The 18,214-nt window shown below is 63.0% G+C and carries 18 protein-coding genes; 13 read left to right on the top strand and 5 right to left on the bottom strand.

The genetic code is table 11. The annotated features are described in order from the left end of the window. Positions 1-2 precede the first annotated feature (2 nt). Together NKI17_RS13035 and NKI17_RS13030 are read left to right on the top strand one after the other, a co-directional pair. Positions 3-809 carry an ABC transporter permease gene (locus tag NKI17_RS13035; protein ID WP_352569115.1) on the top strand — a complete coding sequence of 269 codons (807 nt, stop codon included), beginning with the start codon at positions 3-5 and terminating at the stop codon, positions 807-809. A gap of 89 nt (positions 810-898) precedes the next feature. Then, complete coding sequence (locus tag NKI17_RS13030; protein ID WP_031211945.1) at positions 899-1,186, top strand: DUF982 domain-containing protein; 288 nt, start codon at positions 899-901, stop codon at positions 1,184-1,186. A 42-nt stretch (positions 1,187-1,228) separates the two neighbouring features. Here the strand turns inward: NKI17_RS13030 and NKI17_RS13025 are convergent, their stop codons facing one another. The 4 genes from NKI17_RS13025 to NKI17_RS13010 form a co-directional block, all read right to left on the bottom strand. Further along, positions 1,229-1,537 (bottom strand): HigA family addiction module antitoxin, encoded by a 309-nt coding sequence (locus NKI17_RS13025; RefSeq protein ID WP_023677265.1) that lies wholly within the window; start codon positions 1,535-1,537, stop codon positions 1,229-1,231. 25 nt (positions 1,538-1,562) lie between these two features. Then, entirely contained in the window at positions 1,563-1,841 is a 279-nt protein-coding gene (locus NKI17_RS13020; protein ID WP_023677264.1) for a type II toxin-antitoxin system RelE/ParE family toxin, read from the bottom strand. A gap of 152 nt (positions 1,842-1,993) precedes the next feature. Further along, complete coding sequence (locus NKI17_RS13015) at positions 1,994-3,052, bottom strand: glycosyltransferase family 2 protein (protein ID WP_023677263.1); 1,059 nt, start codon at positions 3,050-3,052, stop codon at positions 1,994-1,996. A gap of 470 nt (positions 3,053-3,522) precedes the next feature. Next, positions 3,523-4,854, bottom strand: coding sequence for a dicarboxylate/amino acid:cation symporter (locus tag NKI17_RS13010; RefSeq protein WP_031211944.1), 1,332 nt, complete (start codon positions 4,852-4,854; stop codon positions 3,523-3,525). A 238-nt stretch (positions 4,855-5,092) separates the two neighbouring features. On the opposite strand from NKI17_RS13010, the gene NKI17_RS13005 reads away from it, so the two are divergent. After that, positions 5,093-6,952, top strand: a complete 1,860-nt coding sequence (locus NKI17_RS13005; RefSeq protein ID WP_352906058.1) for a sensor histidine kinase — start codon at positions 5,093-5,095, stop codon at positions 6,950-6,952. Between the two features lie 6 nt (positions 6,953-6,958). After that, positions 6,959-8,314, top strand: a complete 1,356-nt coding sequence (locus NKI17_RS13000; protein WP_352784376.1) for a sigma-54-dependent transcriptional regulator — start codon at positions 6,959-6,961, stop codon at positions 8,312-8,314. Between the two features lie 30 nt (positions 8,315-8,344). On the opposite strand, the gene NKI17_RS12995 is transcribed toward NKI17_RS13000, so the two are convergent. After that, positions 8,345-9,088, bottom strand: a complete 744-nt coding sequence (locus NKI17_RS12995; protein WP_352906056.1) for a 2OG-Fe(II) oxygenase — start codon at positions 9,086-9,088, stop codon at positions 8,345-8,347. A gap of 235 nt (positions 9,089-9,323) precedes the next feature. Here NKI17_RS12995 and NKI17_RS12990 point away from each other — a divergent pair, with 235 nt between their 5' ends. The 9 genes from NKI17_RS12990 to NKI17_RS12950 all read left to right on the top strand — a co-directional run bounded on the left by NKI17_RS12990 (position 9,324) and on the right by NKI17_RS12950 (position 18,207). Next, positions 9,324-11,315, top strand: a complete 1,992-nt coding sequence (locus NKI17_RS12990) for a tetratricopeptide repeat protein (protein ID WP_352906054.1) — start codon at positions 9,324-9,326, stop codon at positions 11,313-11,315. Between the two features lie 39 nt (positions 11,316-11,354). Then, a complete protein-coding gene (locus tag NKI17_RS12985) occupies positions 11,355-11,651 on the top strand; it encodes a hypothetical protein (protein ID WP_352569110.1) in 297 nt (98 codons plus the stop codon). Between the two features lie 152 nt (positions 11,652-11,803). Next, positions 11,804-12,529 (top strand): 3-keto-5-aminohexanoate cleavage protein, encoded by a 726-nt coding sequence (locus NKI17_RS12980; protein WP_352569109.1) that lies wholly within the window; start codon positions 11,804-11,806, stop codon positions 12,527-12,529. A gap of 203 nt (positions 12,530-12,732) precedes the next feature. Then, positions 12,733-13,776: an acyltransferase family protein gene (locus NKI17_RS12975; protein ID WP_352906052.1), complete on the top strand. Its 1,044-nt coding sequence runs from the start codon at positions 12,733-12,735 to the stop codon at positions 13,774-13,776. Between the two features lie 318 nt (positions 13,777-14,094). Next, on the top strand, positions 14,095-14,598 hold the full coding sequence (locus NKI17_RS12970; protein WP_352569107.1) for an Lrp/AsnC family transcriptional regulator: 504 nt from the start codon (positions 14,095-14,097) through the stop codon (positions 14,596-14,598). Then, positions 14,595-15,758: a saccharopine dehydrogenase family protein gene (locus NKI17_RS12965; protein WP_352906050.1), complete on the top strand. Its 1,164-nt coding sequence runs from the start codon at positions 14,595-14,597 to the stop codon at positions 15,756-15,758. Before NKI17_RS12970 ends, NKI17_RS12965 begins: the two co-directional genes overlap by 4 nt. Positions 15,759-15,867: 109 nt before the next feature. Next, a complete protein-coding gene (locus NKI17_RS12960; protein ID WP_352796831.1) occupies positions 15,868-16,656 on the top strand; it encodes an ABC transporter substrate-binding protein in 789 nt (262 codons plus the stop codon). Between the two features lie 208 nt (positions 16,657-16,864). Next, positions 16,865-17,536 (top strand): amino acid ABC transporter permease, encoded by a 672-nt coding sequence (locus NKI17_RS12955; protein ID WP_352906048.1) that lies wholly within the window; start codon positions 16,865-16,867, stop codon positions 17,534-17,536. Further along, complete coding sequence (locus tag NKI17_RS12950) at positions 17,533-18,207, top strand: amino acid ABC transporter permease (RefSeq protein WP_352451493.1); 675 nt, start codon at positions 17,533-17,535, stop codon at positions 18,205-18,207. The genes NKI17_RS12955 and NKI17_RS12950 overlap by 4 nt, the downstream gene beginning before the upstream one ends. The last annotated feature ends 7 nt before the right edge of the window (positions 18,208-18,214 follow it).

The following is an 18,214-nucleotide window of genomic DNA, read 5'->3' as shown; positions in this document are numbered from 1 at the left end:
CGATGCCGACCTACCGCCCCGGTCCCGTCTCGCTGATCCTCGCCGCCCTGGTCGCGCTATTCCTGCTGTTGCCGCTGCTCGCCGTCATCCCGGTATCGCTGACGCCGAGCCGCATGCTGGCGATGCCGTCGGGCGAACTGTCGCTGCGCCATTACCAGGCGCTGATCGAGGATCCGCGCTGGATCAATTCGATCCTGCTCTCGATCAGGATCGGCATAGTCAGCAGCGCCTTTTCCACGGTGCTGGCACTGTGCTTCAGCCTCGGCGTCTGGATGTTCCAGCCGCGCTTCACCGCCGCTCTCGTCGGCTTCGTGCTGCTGCCAATGGTGGTGCCGCCGGTGGTCTCGGCAATCACGCTCTATTTCCTGCTGACCTCGATCTCGGGGTTCTCGTCGTTCTTCGGCTATGACACCTGGCTGGGTGTCGCCATGGCGCATGCGGTGATGACGGTGCCCTTCGCCACGGTGCTGATCCTGGTGTCGCTTAGCCAGCTCGACCGCCGCATCGACCTCGCAGCCCGCGGCCTCGGCGCGACCGTGTGGGAGCGCGCCACCCGCATCATCATGCCCAACATCAAGTTCGGCATCGTCACCGCAGCACTGCTGTCCTTCGTGCTGTCCTGGGAAGAGATCGGCGTCACCCTGTTCATCACCTCGGTCAACGCCATCACGCTGCCGCGGCTAATGTGGATGGGCCTGCGCGACAACATCGACCCGGCGATCGCAGCGCTCTCGGTGATCCTGATCGTCATCACCGTGCTGGTGCTTGTGGCGCGAAGCGTCGTGGTCAGGCTGCGCGCGGCGCAGTAGACGCCGCCTCACGCCGTGGTGACTGGCGCGAATGAAACCTTGGGCTACGATTTTCGTTATAGATGGTTCAACAGGTCGAAGGCCCCGCCATGAACCAAGGATGGTTTGCCAAGCCGGTTGCGGTTGCGGTCGGCATCGTGGGAGATATCCGCAACATTTCCAACGCACGGCAGGCTGTCGCGTTGCTGGAAGCCCACTGGCGTGACACCGGCAGCGCCAAACACGGGGTGGCACTGCGCACATGCCGCCGCGCCATGAGCGACGACCGCTGGACCGAAGCCGCCAGGAACGCATTCGTCGAGGCCGCGCGGGAGGCGCATGTCCTGGTCGAGCGCGCCGTCGAACCGGAGAACCGGTCCAGGCAGGCAGGACCGTGATCGATTTTTGAGAGCTCGGTGGTTCGGCGGATTTATTGCATCTCAGGCAGCATGCAACCTTGGAACGGCGCTGACGTCGACCTCGCGCTCCGCATGCCAAGCATCATAGGCAGCCTGCATCCTGAGCCAGATCGCGGCGCCGTCGCCGAACATCTTTCCAAGACGGGCAGCGACAGCCGGCGACACCGGCTTCTTTTCGCGGATGATGTCATAAAGCTGCTGGCGCGAGATTCCGAGCAGATTGGCGATTTCCACCTTGGTCTTTCCGGTTGCCGGGATAATGTCGTCGAGCAGCGCCCCAGGGTGGGATGGGCAGCGCTCCATCGGACGCATCGGCTCATACACGCTCATAATCGATTCTCCAATCTAAGCCGTCTCAATGGTACTGTTCGAAATCGACGCGGGCAGCATCATTGGCGTCGAATTCGAATGTGATGCACCACGGCCCGTTGACATGCACCGTGTAGCGGGTCGGGTTAAAGCCCTCCAAAGCGTGGAAGTCGAAGCCGGGCAGGTCCATGTCATCAGGCCTTTCCGAGACTTCCAAGCGGTCAAGACGGACAAGGATGCGCTTATGCATCTTGGCGTCTATCTTTCCGGTCTTTCCGGTTTGAAAGAGGTCCGCCAGCGCCTTGTGCTTGAACGACTTGATCATGCAACATGTAAGCATATTGCTGACGCGGGTCAAGCAGGTGTAAGCAAATGATTTACAGAATGGTCCAGCCAATCGGAGGCAATAGCTACGCCCGCTGGATGCTGAGCCGGGCCAGCCGAATACCTGGCGGACCTATGTCACGGCATTATCCGCTATCCCATGGCGTGGCGAATAGTCTTGGACAGGCGGCTCAAAAATGCCGGCCTCGACGATGCGTCGAGCTTCCACGACAGCACTGCCGTCGCCATTTTCCGCGGCAACAGCCCGACCGACAGGAACCAGGCGGCAAGGATGGCGCGCCGCCGCAAGGATGCGGTCATTTCGAGGCTGGCGACGGCGCCGGCCGCCCCGAGCGCCAGCCGGGAATCATCGGCCACGGGGTGTCGGCCGCTGTCGGCGCAGAGCGACGCCAGCCGCTCTTCCAGGTGGACCGGATCGTGGCGGACAGCATCCGACGGCACGATGGTCAGGCCGATCCCCGAGGCCTGGTCCGACAGCGCCTGCATGCGGCGGAAATCGTGGGTTACCCGCCAGCGTGCCCGCTCGGCGAGCTTTTCACCGAAGACTGAATGGTTGGCGCCGTGGATCCGGTAGGCGCCGAGGCATTCGTCGATCGATTGGACATGCCCGTACATCGGCGCCAGCGTTGCCAGATAGCCGTCGGCGCCCTGGCGGAATTCCGGCTCCGGTATCGGCATGATCGATTCGAGCGTTGCGCGGTCAAAGGCCAGCCCGCTGGTCACTGTCGTCTGATAGCGGCCCTTGTGCAGGAGTTTCGGCATGACGTCACCGCTGTCGAAAGGCAATTCGGGCGGCGGAAAGACATCCTTGATGCGTTGCCCCTCGTCGACGATATGCAGTCTGGACTGGACCTGAGCGGTTGCCTCGTCCCAGGTTTCGACAATGGTGGAGACGGCGGTTGGATAAAGATAATCGTCGGCGTCGAGGAACAGGACGATCTTGCCCGAGCTCGCCGCGAAGCCGGTGTTGAACGCCGCCGCGTGTCCGCCATTTTGCGCCCGCGGGCATGCGAGGATCTCGTCGCGATAGGATTCCATGATTGTCGTGGAATTGTCCTGCGATGCATCGTCGACGACGACGACTTCGACATCCGCGTAGTCCTGCTCGAGGGCGCTGTCGATGCTGCGTTTGAGGAACCGCGCATAGTTGTAGTTCGGGATGATGATGGATACCGGAATGACAGGCTGCATCGCGTTTGACCTCGCATCTTGCTTTGGTTCGGCAAAGGCCCTCATGGGCCTGCCCCTCTTCAAGTGCCCCTCTTCAGGCGCGACGAGTTCCCCTCAGAAAAGCTTGCGCTTTCCACCAGGAGACGGGTCACGTTTCGCTTGCGACTTCGCAGTGAGGCCGCCATTGCCTTCGAGGGCTGCCGCCATAGTCAGAACGCGGTCGGCAGCAAAAGCTCCGACGGTTCGGCAAGGATGATGTTGCAAACCGAGCCCGACGGAAATGTCTCGCCTCGCGATCAGGTCGGGAGCGAAGCGGACGGTGCCATGAAGGCACGGCGGATACTGGCCTGCAAATGCGGCTGGAACAAGCCCCGCATCGAAAATAGCGCCACTTCAGGTTGCGTTTCAGGCGGCATGCCGCGACCGCCGCCGCTGTTGCCCCGAAGCCGGCGAACCGCCTCCGGGGCCTTGTGGTCATGTGGCCTAGACGGTCAGGCGGCCTGCAAACCCGGCAGCGACAGGTCGACTTCCTCCGGCAAGTCGCCGGCCATGGCGGCGGCAAACTTCGTCTGGTCGAGTTCTCCCTCCCAGCGTGCCACCACCACTGTCGCCACCGCATTGCCGATGAAGTTGGTCAGCGCCCGGCATTCCGACATGAAGCGGTCGACGCCGAGGATCAGCGCCATGCCGGCGACCGGCACGGTGGGGACGACCGAAAGCGTCGCCGCCAGGGTGATGAAGCCGGCGCCGGTGATGCCGGCGGCCCCCTTGGAGCTCAGCATGGCGACGGCGAGCAGCAGGATCTGGTCGCCGTAGGTGAGCGGCGTGTCGGTCGCCTGCGCGATGAACAGCGCCGCCAGCGTCATATAGATGTTGGTGCCGTCCAGATTGAAGGAATAGCCGGTCGGGATGACCAGGCCGACCACCGAGCGGTTGCAGCCGGCGCGCTCCATCTTGGCCATGAGGCCCGGCAATGCCGCTTCCGAGGACGAGGTGCCAAGCACCAGCAGCAGCTCTTCCTTGATGTAGCGGATCAGCGCCAGGATCGAGAAGCCGTTGTAGCGGGCAACCGCGCCGAGCACCACCAGCACGAACAGCAGCGCGGTCAAGTAGAACGTGCCGATCAGCATGGCGAGATTGGCGATCGAGCCGATGCCGTATTTGCCGATCGTGAAGGCCATGGCGCCAAACGCGCCGATCGGTGCGGCCTTCATCAGGATGGCGACGAGGCGGAAGATCGGCGTGGTCAGCGCCTGCAGGAAATCGACAACCGGACGGCCGCGATCGCCGACCAACGCCAGGGCGACGCCGAACAGCACCGAGAAGAACAGCACCTGCAAAATGTCGCCCTGCGCGAAGGCGCCGGTGATGGTGTCAGGGATGATGTTCATCAGGAACCCGACGATGGTTGTGTCGTGCGCCTTCTCGGCATACGCCGCCACCTTGGCGGTATCGAGCGTCGCTGGATTGATGTGCATGCCGGCGCCGGGCTGGACGACATTGGAGACGACCAGGCCGACGACCAGCGCCAGCGTCGAGAACACCAGGAAATAGATCATCGCCTTGCCGGCGACGCGGCCGACCTTCTGCAGGTCGGAAACACCGGCGATGCCGGTCGCCACGGTCAGGAAGATCACCGGCGCGATCACCATCTTCACCAGCTTGATGAAGGCGTCGCCGAACGGCTTCATCGCCTCGCCGGTTTCGGGATAGAAATGGCCGAGCAGCACGCCGGCGGCGATCGCCGCGAGCACCTGCACATAAAGATGCCGGTATAAGGGAAGTTTGCCGCGCGGCTCGGCGGCAGCGATTGCTGTCTGCATGACGTCCTCCATGGCGCCCCGATCGAAAGCTCGACTCCCCGGGGCAGTTGTTTTGAGACCAGCAGCCTCGCGACTGCTGAATTCGTGTTTGCAACAGCCGTGCCAGATACGCAGAAGAGTGCTTCAGCATTGATTTTATTGAGCATTCGCAAACGTCCGCACTGCCGGACGCATGGTCAAGTGCGACTCTCCGCATAGGTCGAATTGTGTTTTGTGCGAGTTCATGCACAAATGGGCGATGCTGCAACGCCCCGCCGGTGCCTTGTCTTCGACGCCCGAGCAACTCGCCAGGCGGGCGCGCCGAGCCTGGCTGCTGTTTGCGGCCGTCGCCCTGCTGATCGTCACCGCAGCGCTCTACGGCGCCGGCCTCTACGGCCGCACCGCCGAGGTCGAGACCCTCGCGGCGCAGGGGCGTACCGACGCCAATCTGAAGGTCGCGCTGCTGCGCGCCGTGCTCGAAAGCCCGCGTGCCCTGCCCCTGCTTTTGTCCGCAGACCAGCAAGTGCGTGACGCGCTGACGCAGAAAAATGCCGCGGCAATCGATGTGCTGAACCGCAAGCTCGAGGGGCTGGTCTCGGGCACCAAGGCGTCGGTACTCTATGTCATCGGCACCGATGGACTGGCGATCGCCTCCAGCAACTGGCGCGAGCCGATCAGCTTCGTCGGCAACGACTACCGTTTCCGCGATTATTTCTCCGGCGCGATGCAGGCCGGAACCGCCGAGTATTTTGCGCTCGGCAATGTCAGCAAGCGTCCCGGCCTCTACATTTCGCGCCGCGTCGGCGATGCCGCCGCACCGCTCGGCGTCGTCGTCGTCAAGATGGAGTTCGACCAGCTCGAAGCCGACTGGCGCGAGGCGAACCGCCCGGCCTATGTCAGCGACGAGAATGGCGTCGTGCTGATCACCAGCGTGCCGTCCTGGCGCTTCATGACAACCGCACCGCTGGCCGCACCTAAGCAAGCCGCGATCCGCGACAGCCAACAGTTCGGCGACGCGCCGCTTGTGCCGTTGCCGATCAAGCACCCGCGGGCGCTCAGCCCGGATGTGTCGATCGTCCACGCGGTGACGCCCGGCGGCAGCGACGCGGAGTATCTCAGCCTTTCCACGACGGTTCCTTCGACCCCCTGGCGGCTCGACTATCTTGTCCCGGTCGAAGCGCCGATCGCCGCCGCCGTCCGCGAAATGCGGCTTCTTGCGCTCGGCGTCGTCGTCCCGCTGCTCGGCCTTGCCGCGTATCTGTTGTGGCGCCGGCAGTCGGCGCAGATGCGGATTGCCGCCGAACAGGCGGCCCGCACCGAACTCGAACGCCGCGTCGTCGAACGGACCGAGGATTTGAGCCGCGCCCGCGACCGGTTGCAGGCCGAGATAACAGGCCACCGCAGCACGGAAGCCAAGCTCCAAATCGTGCAGCAGGATCTGGTCCAGGCCAACCGTCTCGCCATCCTCGGCCAGGTCGCTGCCGGCGTCGCCCATGAGATCAACCAGCCGGTCGCCACCATACGCGCCTATGCCGACAATGCCCGCACCTTCCTCGACCGCAAACAGACCGGGCCGGCCGAGGAAAACCTCGGCGCTATCGCAGCCCTTACCGAACGCATCGGCTCAATCACCGAGGAGTTGAAGGCATTTGCCCGCAAGGGCCGCACCGCCGCCGAGCCTGTCGAATTACGCGGTGTTATCGAAGGCGCCGTCATGCTGTTGAGAAGCCGCTTTGCCGGCCGGCTCGACGCATTGGCCATCGACCTGCCACCGCCGAGCCTCAAGGTCATGGGCAATCGGGTGCGGCTCGAACAGGTGCTGATCAACCTCTTCCAGAACGCGCTCGAAGCACTCGACGGCCGCGACGACGCTCGTGTGCAGGTGTCGGTCGAGGAGACCGCGGACGGCGTGACGGTCGGCGTGTCCGACAACGGACCGGGCATTCCACCCGCGATCCTCAAATCGCTGTTCACGCCGTTCAACACCTCCAAGGAAAAAGGCCTTGGCCTTGGCCTCGTCATCTCGAAGGACATTGTCGCCGATTATGGCGGCCGCATCGAAGTTTCGAGCGACGACAGCGGCACCCGCTTCACCATTCATCTCCAGACAGCAGCGTAAGCCATCATGACGAACGACAATGCCGCGCCGGTGATCCTGATCGACGACGACCGCGATCTCCTCAAGGCCACCGTGCAGACGCTGGAGCTTGCCGGCTTCTCGGTCTCCGCCTTTGCGGTGGCGGCTGAGGCGCTGGCCGGGCTCGACGCCGGTTTTACCGGCGTCGTGGTGTCGGATATCCGCATGCCTCAGATCGACGGCTTGCAGCTTTTCAATCGCATCCTGCGGCTGGATGCCGACATTCCCGTCATCCTCGTCACCGGCCACGGCGACATCGCCATGGCCGTCAAGGCGATCAAGGACGGCGCCTACGACTTCATCACCAAACCCTTCGCCGCCGACCGGCTGGTACAGAGCGTCCGCCGCGCAGCGGAAAAGCGCCGCCTGGTGATGGAGAACCGCGCCTTGCGCGAGGCGGCCGGAGAGGCGCAGGACGGCCTGCCGCTGATCGGCCAGACGCCGGCGATGGACAGGCTGCGCCGCACGCTACGCCAGATCGCCGACACCGACGTCGACGTGCTGGTGACCGGCGAAACCGGCTCCGGCAAGGAGGTGGTGGCAAGCCTTCTGCATCGGTGGAGCCGCCGCGCCAAGGGCAACTTCGTTGCGCTGAATTGCGGCACGCTGCCGGAGACGGTCATCGAGAGCGAGTTGTTCGGCCATGAGGCCGGCGCCTTCACCGGCGCGCAGAAGAAACGGATCGGCCGCATCGAGCACGCCAGCGGCGGCACACTGTTCCTCGACGAGATCGAAAGCATGCCGGTCTCGACACAGGTGCAGATGTTGCGCGTGCTGGAGATGCGCGAGGTCACGCCGCTCGGCACCAACGAGGTGCGGCCGGTCGACCTGCGCGTCGTCGCCGCCGCCAAGGTCGACCTCGGCGATCCGCGCCAGCGCGGCGCTTTCCGCGAGGATCTCTACTACCGGCTCAACGTGGTGACGATCTCGATCCCGCCGCTGCGCGAACGCCGCGACGATGTCGCCCTGCTGTTCTTCTATTTCGCCGAACGCGCCGCCGCCCGCTTCCACCGTCCGATGCCAAATGTTCCGGCTTCGGTGCATCGCCATCTGAGCGGCCATGACTGGCCGGGCAATGTGCGCGAACTGGCGCATTTCGCCGAGCGGTTTGTGCTTGGATTGGAGGAAGGCGCCGAAGCACAACCCCCTGCCCCGACCCAATCGAACGCCGCCATGAAGCTGCCGGAGCGGCTGGAGCGCTACGAGGCCGACATCATCCGCGAAACGCTTGGCCGCAACGAGGGCGACGTCAGGCGCACGATCGAAGCGCTGGGGATTCCGCGCAAGACCTTCTACGACAAACTCCAGCGCCACGGCATCGTGCGCAGCGATTTTTCCCGGTAACCGCCGCCGGGCCTCGACCGGGCGGCTCGGTTACTTGGCGTCGTGGAAGATGATACCGACAGTGTGGCGCATGCCGGAGCGAAGCCGGCTGACGCCGTGCCTGAGATTGACCCGGTAATTACCTCGTGTGCCCTGGACCGGACGATTGTGGACCGCGAAGGCGACCGCATCGCCCTGGCGCAGCGGCACCACCTCGGCGCGGCTCTGCATGCGCGGACGCTGCTCGGTCAGCACGAACTCGCCGCCGGTGAAATCCTTGCCTGGTTCCGACAACAGGATCGTCACCTGCAGCGGGAAGGCAAGATCGCCGTAGAGATCCTGGTGCAGGCAGTTGAAGTCGCCGTTAACGTATTGCAGCAGGAGCGGCGTCGGCCGCGTCTGGCCCTGCTCGTGGCATTGCTCGAGGAACGCGGCGTGTTCGTCGGGATAGCGCTGCGCGATACCCATGCGCTCGTTCCAGTCGTTGGCGACCGCAGCCAGGCGCGGATAGAGCGCGGTGCGCAAGCCGCCGATCAAGTCGGGCAAGGGATAGCGGAAATAGCGGTACTCGCCCTTGCCGAAGCCGTGCCGCGCCATGTGGACATGGCTGCGGAAATGGCTCTCGTCCGAATAAAGTTCGGCAATCTGCCGGCACTCCTGCGGCGTCAGCAGCTTTTCCATCACCGCGCAGCCATAGCCGCTCAGCTCATCGGCCAGCGTCCGCCAATCATATCCGGCAACGCGCAGCTCCGCCGATTTCACCGCCGCTTTCGCGCCTATCGAATGGATGGTCATGGCTTCGCCTCCTGTGGCTTCTCTGTCATTGAGATGGGTGAAACGGCGCGCGCGGACCACCCGTTTCTTGCTGGGTGAGCTCGTTAGCGATTGTCTCGGGGATTTCGTTGAATACAATGCAGCTGGGCTTGCCGCGATGGGGGGCGAATTGATCGGACGGGTTCGACAAAGGGACGGGGCAGTCCGGCAATTCCTCGTTTGCCTCGTCGCGATGCTGGTCTCGGCGCTCCCGGCCTTGTCCGCCAGCAGCGACTGCGTCAGCGACGACGAGGTCGAGGCCAGCACGCGGATCGCCGCCTGTACGCGCATGATCGAGGATCCCACGGAGCCTGTGGCCAACCGCGCCACTGCCTACTACAAGCGCGGCGAGGCACGGGCGTCACAAGGCGAGTACGACCGTGCGATTGCCGATTTGGGCCAGGCGATCGACCTCGATTCGAAATTCGCCGGTGCTTACTATGCCAGAGGCACCACAATGGTCGAAGTGGGCGAAAATGATCGCGCCATCGCCGATTTTGGCCAGGTGATCAGCCTCGACCCGACAAACCCGGAGCCGTACAACAGCCGAGGTGTCGCCTGGGAGCACAAGGGCGACTACGACCGCGCCATTACAGACTATGATCAGGCCATCAGCCTCGATCCGAAGCATTCCGATGCCCACAGCAACCGGGGCAACGCCTGGGCAGACAAGGGCGACTACGATCGTGCCATCGCCGACTACGACCAGGCAATCAGCCTCGATCCGAAAAATGCGGGGGCCTACAACAACCGTGGTGTTGCCTGGAAACAGAAGGGCGAATACGACCGAGCCATCGCCGACTACGAACAGGCGATCAGTCTGGATGCGAAAGACGCCAAAGCCTACAGCAATCGTGGTGCTGTCTGGGTACACAAGGGCGACTATGACCGCGCCATTGCAGACTATGATCGTGCGATCGACCTCGACCCGAAACATGCCGACACGTATGGAGATCGTGGCATCGCTTGGGCACGCAAGGGCGATAATGATCGCGCCCTTGCCGACTACGATCAGGCAATCGGCCTGGGTCTGAAAGACGCCAGCACCTACTACAACAGAGGCCTGGCTTGGTCGCACAAGGGCGACTACGACCGTGCCATCGCCGATTATGACCAAGCGATCGGCCTCAATCCTCAGGACGCTAGTGCTTACAACAATCGAGGCGTTGCCTGGAAACACAAGGGCGATTACGACCGCGCTATCGCGGATTATGACCAAGCGATCGGCCTCGATTCCCAGGATGCCACGGCTTACAACAACCGTGGCATTGCCTGGAAGAAGAAGGGTGACGACGACCACGCTGTCGCCGACTACACCCAGGCAATCAGCCTCGATCCAAAAAACGTTGATGCCTGGTACAACCGAGGCCTCGTCTGGTCTGACAAGGGCGACTATGATGGCGCCATTGCCGACTTCAGCCAGGCAATCACGCTCGATCCTAAAGACCCAACTGCCTACGACAACAGAGGCAATGCCTGGGCACACAAGGGCGACGATGACCGCGCCATTGCCGACTACAGCCAGGCGATCGTGCTCGATCCAGTACATGCCAAGGCGTTCAGGTACCGAGGCCGTATCTGGCACAAGAAGGGCGACGATGACCGCGCCATTGCCGACTACGACAAGGCGATCAGCCTCGATCCGAAAGACGCCCGTGCTTACAATGGCCGGGGCGTTGTCTGGTCGGCAAAGGGCGACTACGCCCGCGCGACCGCCGACTACGATCAGGCAATCAGCCTCGATCCGAAATATGCCTATGCCTATTTTGGCCGCGGCATTCTCGCCTTCTATTCGAGCGCGCTGGCCAAGGCGCAAGCCGATTTCGGACAGGCGGCCACGCTCAAGCCCGACAATGCCTATTTTGCGATCTGGCTGGAGATGACCGAGCGGCGCAATGGTGCGGTGGGCCACTTGCAGGAAGCGACTGAAAAGCTCGATATGACCAAATGGCCGGCGCCAGCGGTTCGCATGCTGCTTGGAGAATTGACGCCGGCCGAGGTATCGGCGGCAGCCGACGACGCCGACCCGGCCAAGAAGCGTGGCAATTTGTGCGAGGCGAACCTGTTCATCGCCGAACTCGATCGGCTGCAACGCCATGACGACGAAGCCTTGCGGCTCTACCGGGTCGCTGCCAGCGATTGCCCTGGGGACTATTACGAATACGTTGCGGCCAAGGCCGCTCTGCACGAGTTGGGCGCGGTTCCGTGAAGACAATTTCCAAGACTTTTTGATGACCCGAGGAGCGACTTGACCGGACCGGTTCGAGAACGGCACAGGTTTTTCTGGCGCACGCTGGCTGGTCTCATCCTCCTGCTTGTCACGGGGCTTCCGGCGCTGGCCGCCAGCAACGACTGCGTCAGCGATGACGAGGTCGAGGCAAGCACGCGGATCGCCGCCTGCACGCGCATGATCGAGGATGCGACAGAGCAAGGCATACCGTCAGCCATTGTCCAAAGATTTTTATCGAATACCGTGCCGCCAACGCTGCGTTACGCGAGTTGGGTGTTTCGCCGTAACTCTGCCCGACGGATGTTCGTTTGCTAAGAAGACTATGCCGAACAACACAATACAGGTGCATTCTGCCAGACTGATTCAGGCTGTGCCGCGTCCATATGTCAGGAGCCTTCGCCAGCGCGATTCCGGTTTTCACTGGCCCGCGCTAGACTGGCAGCAACCGCAACCGGACTGCCCCTGGCATGATCGTCCAGACCTGCATCAATGGCGCGCGCAGCGCCGATTTCCACCCGCAACTGCCGCTGACGGCGGAGGCCATGGCGCGTGACGGCGCGGCCTGCATCGCTGCCGGCGCCGCCGAACTGCATGTTCATGCCCGCGGGCTGGACGGTCGGGAAAGCCTGGCTCCGGCGGCGATGGATCGGACGGTGCTGGCGCTCCGCCGCGCCTGCCCGGGGACGCTGATTGGCGTGTCGACGGGTGCCTGGATCGAGAACGACGACCAGCGGACGCTGGTTGCGATCGCCGGCTGGAGCGAGCTGCCCGACTATGCCTCGGTCAATCTCAGCGAGAATGCAGCACCGGCAGTCATGGACCGTCTGCGCCAGCGCGGCATTGGCATCGAGGCCGGGCTCGCCTCCGTTGCCGACGCCGAACGCCTGGTGAGCCTCGACCATGGCAACCGCGTGCTGCGCATCCTGATCGAAATCTCCGAGCAGGAGCCGGACGCTGCGCTTGAGATCAGCGACGATATCGCCGCCGTGCTCGACGGCGCCGGAATGCGCCGGGCAATCCTGCTGCACGGCGCCGACGCCACGGTCTGGCCTTTCGTGCACCAGGCGCCGGAACGCCGTTGGTCGACGCGCGTCGGACTGGAAGACGGCAAGGAGCTTCCTGATGGAACAGTATCACCCGGTAACGCTGCGCTGACAGCGGCAGCCGTCGCTATCTTCGAGTCCAGCCGTTAGCGCGGGAACGGCCAATCTCCTCTTCACTGGGGAGATGCCAAGTTTGGCAACGAGGCAGGCCAAAGTCGGCCGAGCATAAGTGTGGCGGCACGCTATATCAATAAAACTTATCTAAACCTTCACGTGTTAATTAAACCAACAATTAATCGGCACATCAACGATCACGTATGTTAATGCTCTCCTGCACCGGGGACCATTTTTTGATGAACATCATTCCACAGAATGATCACGCTGCGCCGCGTCGGATTCAACAGTATACATCGATACAGGTACTGCGGGGGCTGGCAGCTCTCATGGTTGTTATCTATCATCTTCCGGCCGCGCTGGGCATGCTCGATCTGCGTATTCCCGTTCTAAACAGCGGCGTCGACCTGTTTTTCGTCATTAGTGGTTTTGTAATGGTTCTCTCGACAGAGAACAGACGCGCCGACCACCGTGCTTTTTTGATGCAGCGCTTCACGCGCGTCGTTCCGTTCTATTGGGTTATGACCTTCCTTATGGTCGCCGCACTTTGGTTGTTTGCCGGTCGTGCAGTGTTTCTTGAGCAGATCACCAATAGCCTGCTTTTCATAGCCTATCTCGATACGGTCACAGGCTATGTCCAACCGGTGCTTGGCGTGGGTTGGACGCTCAATCTGGAAATCCTGTTTTACATTCTGTTCGCAGCGACTATGCGTTTCGGCACGCTGACGCAAATGGCCATGGTCGGCGTTGTCTTTGCAATCGCCGTAGCGGCGCGCATCGTCTTCAAACCCGCCGCCGACACTGTGCTGTTTTTCTATGCCACGCCAATCCTGTTTGAGTTCCTTGCCGGCATGGCGCTCGGCCACCTGGTCGGCAGACTGGCGCGTTTGCCGACCGTCCTGGGTGTCTCGGCGCTCGTGTTCGCCATCGTGTCCATGCTGGTGATGGTACTTGGCTTCAACTTGCCGCGAACCCTTGCTCAGGGAATCCCGGCCTTGATCCTTGTCGCCGGTTGCATCAGCCTGGAAAGCTACTTCCGGCTTTTTGCTCCTCGCCTGCTGGCAAGGTTGGGCGATGCCTCCTACTCTCTCTATCTGACGCATCCTATCGTGCTGCTTGCGACCGCTCCTGTCGTTGCAAGCGTCAGCGTATCACCATGGCTTGCTGGCATGGTTATTGTCACCGCCTGCATTGCCGTCTCCCTGGCCAGCTACAGTTTTGTTGAAAAGCCGATTTTGGCCATTTCGCGGATGAGCCTTTCCGCCCGTCACGTGAAGGCATGAGTTGCGGCTGCGCCCCGCGGAACCACGCTGTCCCGCCAATCTTAGACCGGCGGCGCTGAACCTTCAAAAGATCCGGAAACAAAAACCCGCCTCGGGAGGACGGGTCGTTGGAGCCAAATTGGCACCATATCCAAATTAATAGCATAGCTGCCGGCACAAAGCAAGAACAAAATGTGGCGCACTCGACGAAAATTGCCGACAGGCACAGAGCCATGGCGGATGACATGGCTCTTGCCGTTGTTAAAAATCTCTCATAAGGTATTTTCATATCTGAAAGAAAATCCAATCGTTTCTTTCCTTTTATGAAAGCCTGAGCGTTTGCGGGAACATCTCGATCAGACCGACCGGCGACTGGTCAAGCTGCTGTCGCAGGACGCGCAGCTTGGCGTCAACCGCCTTGCTGAGAAGATGGCGATCTCGGTGCCGACGGTGCGCATGCGGCTGCGCAACCTGCTCGACCGCAACCTGCTCAAGATCGTTGGGCTGCTCAACCTGACCGAGCGCCCCGAACTGATCTCGGCCATCGTCGGCATCAACGCGCAAGGGCGCGGCCGGGCCCGGGAACTGGCGCAGCGCATCTCCGAATTGCCTTTCGTGAACTCGGCCACCGTCGTCACCGGGCGCTTCGACATCATCGTCGACGTGACCGTGGCCGGCGATGTCGCCGATCTCTACCGCGTCACCAGCGAGCTGATCCCCGGCGCCGGCGAGCCGGGCGAGGTCGTGCGCAGCGAGACTTTCGTCGTCATGGCGTCCTGCAACAAATGGGTCAGCCTGCCGGAAGGTTGCTGGTCGGACGAGACGCGGAAGGAAATGGCATGAAGATCGCGGTTCTCGGCGGGCTCGGCCTGCAAGGCCGGGCGGCTATCGCCGACCTCGTTGCCAGCGACGGCGTCGAGCAAGTGGTCTGCGTCGACACTGCAACCGGCGGCGCTGCGCGGCTCGGCGGCCTGACCGACCTTGCCCGCGTGCGTTTTGTAGTGCCGGAGGGCGCGATCGGTCCGGCGCTGGCCGAGGTGATGAAGGACGTCGGTGCGGTCATCGACCTGTTGCCGCAGCCGCTGATGCGCGACGCGGTGCAGGCGGCGATCGCGACGCGCACGCCGCTGGTCACCACCAATTACGGCAAGGCCATCGCCGATCTCGCTCCCGAGGCCGAAAAGGCCGGCGTGTCGATCGTGACCGAATGCGGGCTCGACCCCGGCATCGACCTGGTGCTCTACGCGCGCGCCGCCAGCCAGTTCGACACCATCACCGCGATCGATTCCTACTGCGGCGGCATTCCCGAGCCGAAGGCGGTGGTCGAGCCGCTGCGCTACAAGGTGAGCTGGAATTTCGACATGGTTCTGGTCAGCCAGAACCGCGACAGCGTGCTGGTCGAGGACGGCAAACGGGTCGATGTGCCGGCCGCCCGCCAGCACGACAATCGTTTCATCCATGAGATCGAGGTGGCGGGGCTGGGCAGGCTGGAAGCCTTCCCCAATGGCGACGCGCCGCATTATGCCGGCATGCTCGCCGCCGCCAAGGGGCTGCAGCGCTCCGGCCGCTATTCGCTGCGCTGGCCCGGCTGGTCGGCGTTCTGGGCGCCGCTGAAGCAGCTCGGCTTCCTGTCCGAGGACAAGGTGCCCGGCACCGGCGTTAGCCCACGCGAATTCCTCGGCCGGCTGCTTGGCCCGCAACTGCAATATGGCGCGGACGAAAAGGACCTTTGCGTCATGCGCAACGTCTTTGTCGGCAGCGAAGGCGGCCGCCGCAAGACGGTGACCTCAGAGCTGGTCATCGAGCGCGACCTCGCCTCCGGCCTGTTCGGCATGAGCCTCGGCGTCGGCTATCCCGCCAGCATCGTGGCGCAGATGCTGGCACGGCGCGAGATTGCCGCGCCCGGCCTGCTCAACCCGCTGCTGCATGTGCCGGATGGCCGCTTCCTCGATGAGCTGGCCAGGCGCGGCATCAATGTCGCCGAAACGGTGAGCTGGGATTGAAGATTTTCGAACGGTGGTTGCCGCCGGCAACGGCGCCGCCGCTCAAAAGGCACCCCATGGGGTGAAACAACAAGTGGAACGACAAACGACAACAAGGAGGAATGCCCAAATGAACATTGCCAAGCTTTTCATCGCCGGACTTGCGCTCGCCGGCCTTACCGCTGCCGCCGGCGCGGGAACCCTCGACGAGATCACCAAGCGCGGTGAGTTGCGTGTCGCCGTGCAGACGCAAGGCCCGCCCTTCTCGCTGGTGGGTGCTGCCGGCGAGCGCACCGGTAGTTCGGTCGAACTCGCCGAACTGATGGCCAAGGAAATGGGCGTCAAGATCACCTTCCTCGACTTCGACTGGGACGGCCTGATCCCGGCGCTGCTGTCGGGCAAGGCCGATCTTCTGGTCGCCGACATGACGCCGACATTGGCGCGTGGCATGAAGGTCGCCTTCACCAAGCCTTACATGTACACGGGCAGCACAGTCTTCACCAAGGCTGGGACCGCCTTCAAGTCCACCGAGGACTGCAAGGCCAAGGGCACCAAGATCGCGGTGCTGCTCGGCGCCACCGGCGAGAAGGAAGCCAAGGCCGCCTTCCCCGATGCCGATATCAAGAGCTACAAGGGCGGCGGCCCGCTGCTACTCGACGCCGTCAACAACGGCCAGGCCGATTGCGGCGTCAACGACGTCTCGGCGGTCAAGGGCCAGTCGACGGCCTATCCGGCCGGCAGCTTCATCATCATGCCGGACATGCTGTCGAAGGAGCCGCTGGCCTTCGCCACGCGCTATGACGAGCAGGACCTGCTGGTCTGGATGAACCTGTTCCTCGACCAGGTCAGCCTCGACGGCCGCCTGCAGAAGAACCTCGATTACTGGGTGAATTCCGACGCCTGGAAGAAGGATCACTGAGTAGGGTGAATGGTTAATGGTTAATGGTGAATGGTGAATAGTAAGTATGGAGCAGGGAGTAGGGAGTAGAGATGAGCTACTCGCTACTCGCTACTCGCTACTCGCTACTCGCTACTCGCTACTAGCTTACCCTACCCTACTCACTACTCACACTTCACTATTCACTATTCACCATTCACCATTCACTATTCACATTCACCGCCCCACCATGCTCGAAAACTTCAGCTTCCGCACCATCGTCGAATATCTGCCCCTGTTCGGGCAGGGCCTCGTCACGACCGTGTGGCTGTCTGTCCTCTCCTTTGCCGGCGCGCTCGCCGTCGGCATCGTGCTCGCCGCAATGAACCTGCAGCGCGGCCGGCTGTTTCGCGTCCCGGCGAAGGCCTATATCGACGCGGTGCGCGCCACGCCGCTCCTGGCGCAGCTTTATTTCCTCTATTTCGGCCTGCCGCGGCTCGGCCTCGTCCTGCCCGAGTTCGTCGTCGGCATCCTCGCTTTGTCGCTGAACAGCGGCGCCTACGTCGCCGAGATCATCCGCGCCGGCATCCTGTCGATCCCGCGCGGCCAGGTGGAGGCCGGCGTCGCCTCCGGCATGACCTATGTCCAGCGCATGCGCCTCGTCATCCTGCCGCAGGCGTTCAAGGTGACGATCCCGCCGCTGCTCGGCCAGGCAATCGTGCTGGTCAAGGATTCCGCCCTGTTGTCGCTGATCTCGGTCGCCGAACTGACGCGCGCCGGACAATTGCTCGCCTCCGACCGCTTCATGCCGGCCGAAGGTTTCATCACCATCGCCGCCTTCTACCTCCTGCTCTATTACGGGCTGAAGGGGCTGGCGGCGCTCTCCGGGCGCTGGCTCGGCCTGGCGGGGGCACGGACATGATCTGGCAGCAGCTGCAAAGCGTCGCCGGCAGCTATCCGCTCGCGCTGCGCGGCCTCGGCATGACCGTGGTGCTGTCGCTGATCAGCCTGGTGCTGGGCACGCTGCTCGGCTTCGGCCTCGGCATCCTGCGCACCGGCGGCAACCGGCTGATCAGCGGCGCGATCGGCGCCTGGGTCGACCTGATCCGTGGCACGCCGTTCCTGGTGCAGATCTTCCTGATCTTCTTCATCCTGCCGGAACTCGGCATCGAGCTCGACGCCTTCACCGCCGGCATCATCGCGCTGACCAACCTGGCCGCCTGCTTCATCTGCGAGATCGTCGTCGCCGGCATCCGCTCGGTGCCATCAGGCCAGGTCGAGGCAGCGCTTGCGTCCGGCCTGTCGCGCTGGCAGCGCATGCGCCAGGTGGTGCTGCCGCAGGCGATGCGCATCGTGCTGCCGCCGCTGGTCGGGCAATATGTGCTGCTGATCAAGGATTCCTCGGTCGTCTCGGCCATCGGCCTCACCGACCTCACCCGCGTCGGCTGGCTGGTGGTGCAGCGTGTACCCAATGGGCTGCTGGTCTTCTTCCTCGTCGGGCTCGGTTACTTCATCGTCTGCTACCCCCTGATCATGCTAGCCCGCCGGCTGGAGCAACGCATGGGCGCGGCGCATGGCGAGGTGCAGTTGTGACATCGAA

Origin of the sequence: Mesorhizobium sp. M0816, from assembly GCF_040320005.1 — a bacterium.
In the GTDB taxonomy this organism is placed as follows: Bacteria; Pseudomonadota; Alphaproteobacteria; order Rhizobiales; family Rhizobiaceae; genus Mesorhizobium.
This window is presented reverse-complemented; position numbering and strand designations above follow the sequence as displayed.

Bases quoted from the DNA above. Each gene is read 5' to 3' on its own strand.
- NKI17_RS12950 (WP_352451493.1), top strand. From the start codon at position 17,533: ATGATCTGGCAGCAGCTGCAAAGCGTCGCCGGCAGCTATCCGCTCGCG.
- NKI17_RS12965 (WP_352906050.1), top strand. From the start codon at position 14,595: ATGAAGATCGCGGTTCTCGGCGGGCTCGGCCTGCAAGGCCGGGCGGCT.
- NKI17_RS12975 (WP_352906052.1), top strand. From the start codon at position 12,733: ATGAACATCATTCCACAGAATGATCACGCTGCGCCGCGTCGGATTCAA.
- NKI17_RS13025 (WP_023677265.1), bottom strand. From the start codon at position 1,537: ATGAGCGTGTATGAGCCGATGCGTCCGATGGAGCGCTGCCCATCCCAC.
- NKI17_RS13005 (WP_352906058.1), top strand. From the start codon at position 5,093: ATGCTGCAACGCCCCGCCGGTGCCTTGTCTTCGACGCCCGAGCAACTC.
- NKI17_RS12995 (WP_352906056.1), bottom strand. From the start codon at position 9,088: ATGACCATCCATTCGATAGGCGCGAAAGCGGCGGTGAAATCGGCGGAG.
- NKI17_RS13020 (WP_023677264.1), bottom strand. From the start codon at position 1,841: ATGATCAAGTCGTTCAAGCACAAGGCGCTGGCGGACCTCTTTCAAACC.
- NKI17_RS13035 (WP_352569115.1), top strand. From the start codon at position 3: ATGCCGACCTACCGCCCCGGTCCCGTCTCGCTGATCCTCGCCGCCCTG.
- NKI17_RS13015 (WP_023677263.1), bottom strand. From the start codon at position 3,052: ATGCAGCCTGTCATTCCGGTATCCATCATCATCCCGAACTACAACTAT.
- NKI17_RS12980 (WP_352569109.1), top strand. From the start codon at position 11,804: ATGATCGTCCAGACCTGCATCAATGGCGCGCGCAGCGCCGATTTCCAC.
- NKI17_RS12960 (WP_352796831.1), top strand. From the start codon at position 15,868: ATGAACATTGCCAAGCTTTTCATCGCCGGACTTGCGCTCGCCGGCCTT.
- NKI17_RS13010 (WP_031211944.1), bottom strand. From the start codon at position 4,854: ATGCAGACAGCAATCGCTGCCGCCGAGCCGCGCGGCAAACTTCCCTTA.
- NKI17_RS13000 (WP_352784376.1), top strand. From the start codon at position 6,959: ATGACGAACGACAATGCCGCGCCGGTGATCCTGATCGACGACGACCGC.
- NKI17_RS12955 (WP_352906048.1), top strand. From the start codon at position 16,865: ATGCTCGAAAACTTCAGCTTCCGCACCATCGTCGAATATCTGCCCCTG.
- NKI17_RS13030 (WP_031211945.1), top strand. From the start codon at position 899: ATGAACCAAGGATGGTTTGCCAAGCCGGTTGCGGTTGCGGTCGGCATC.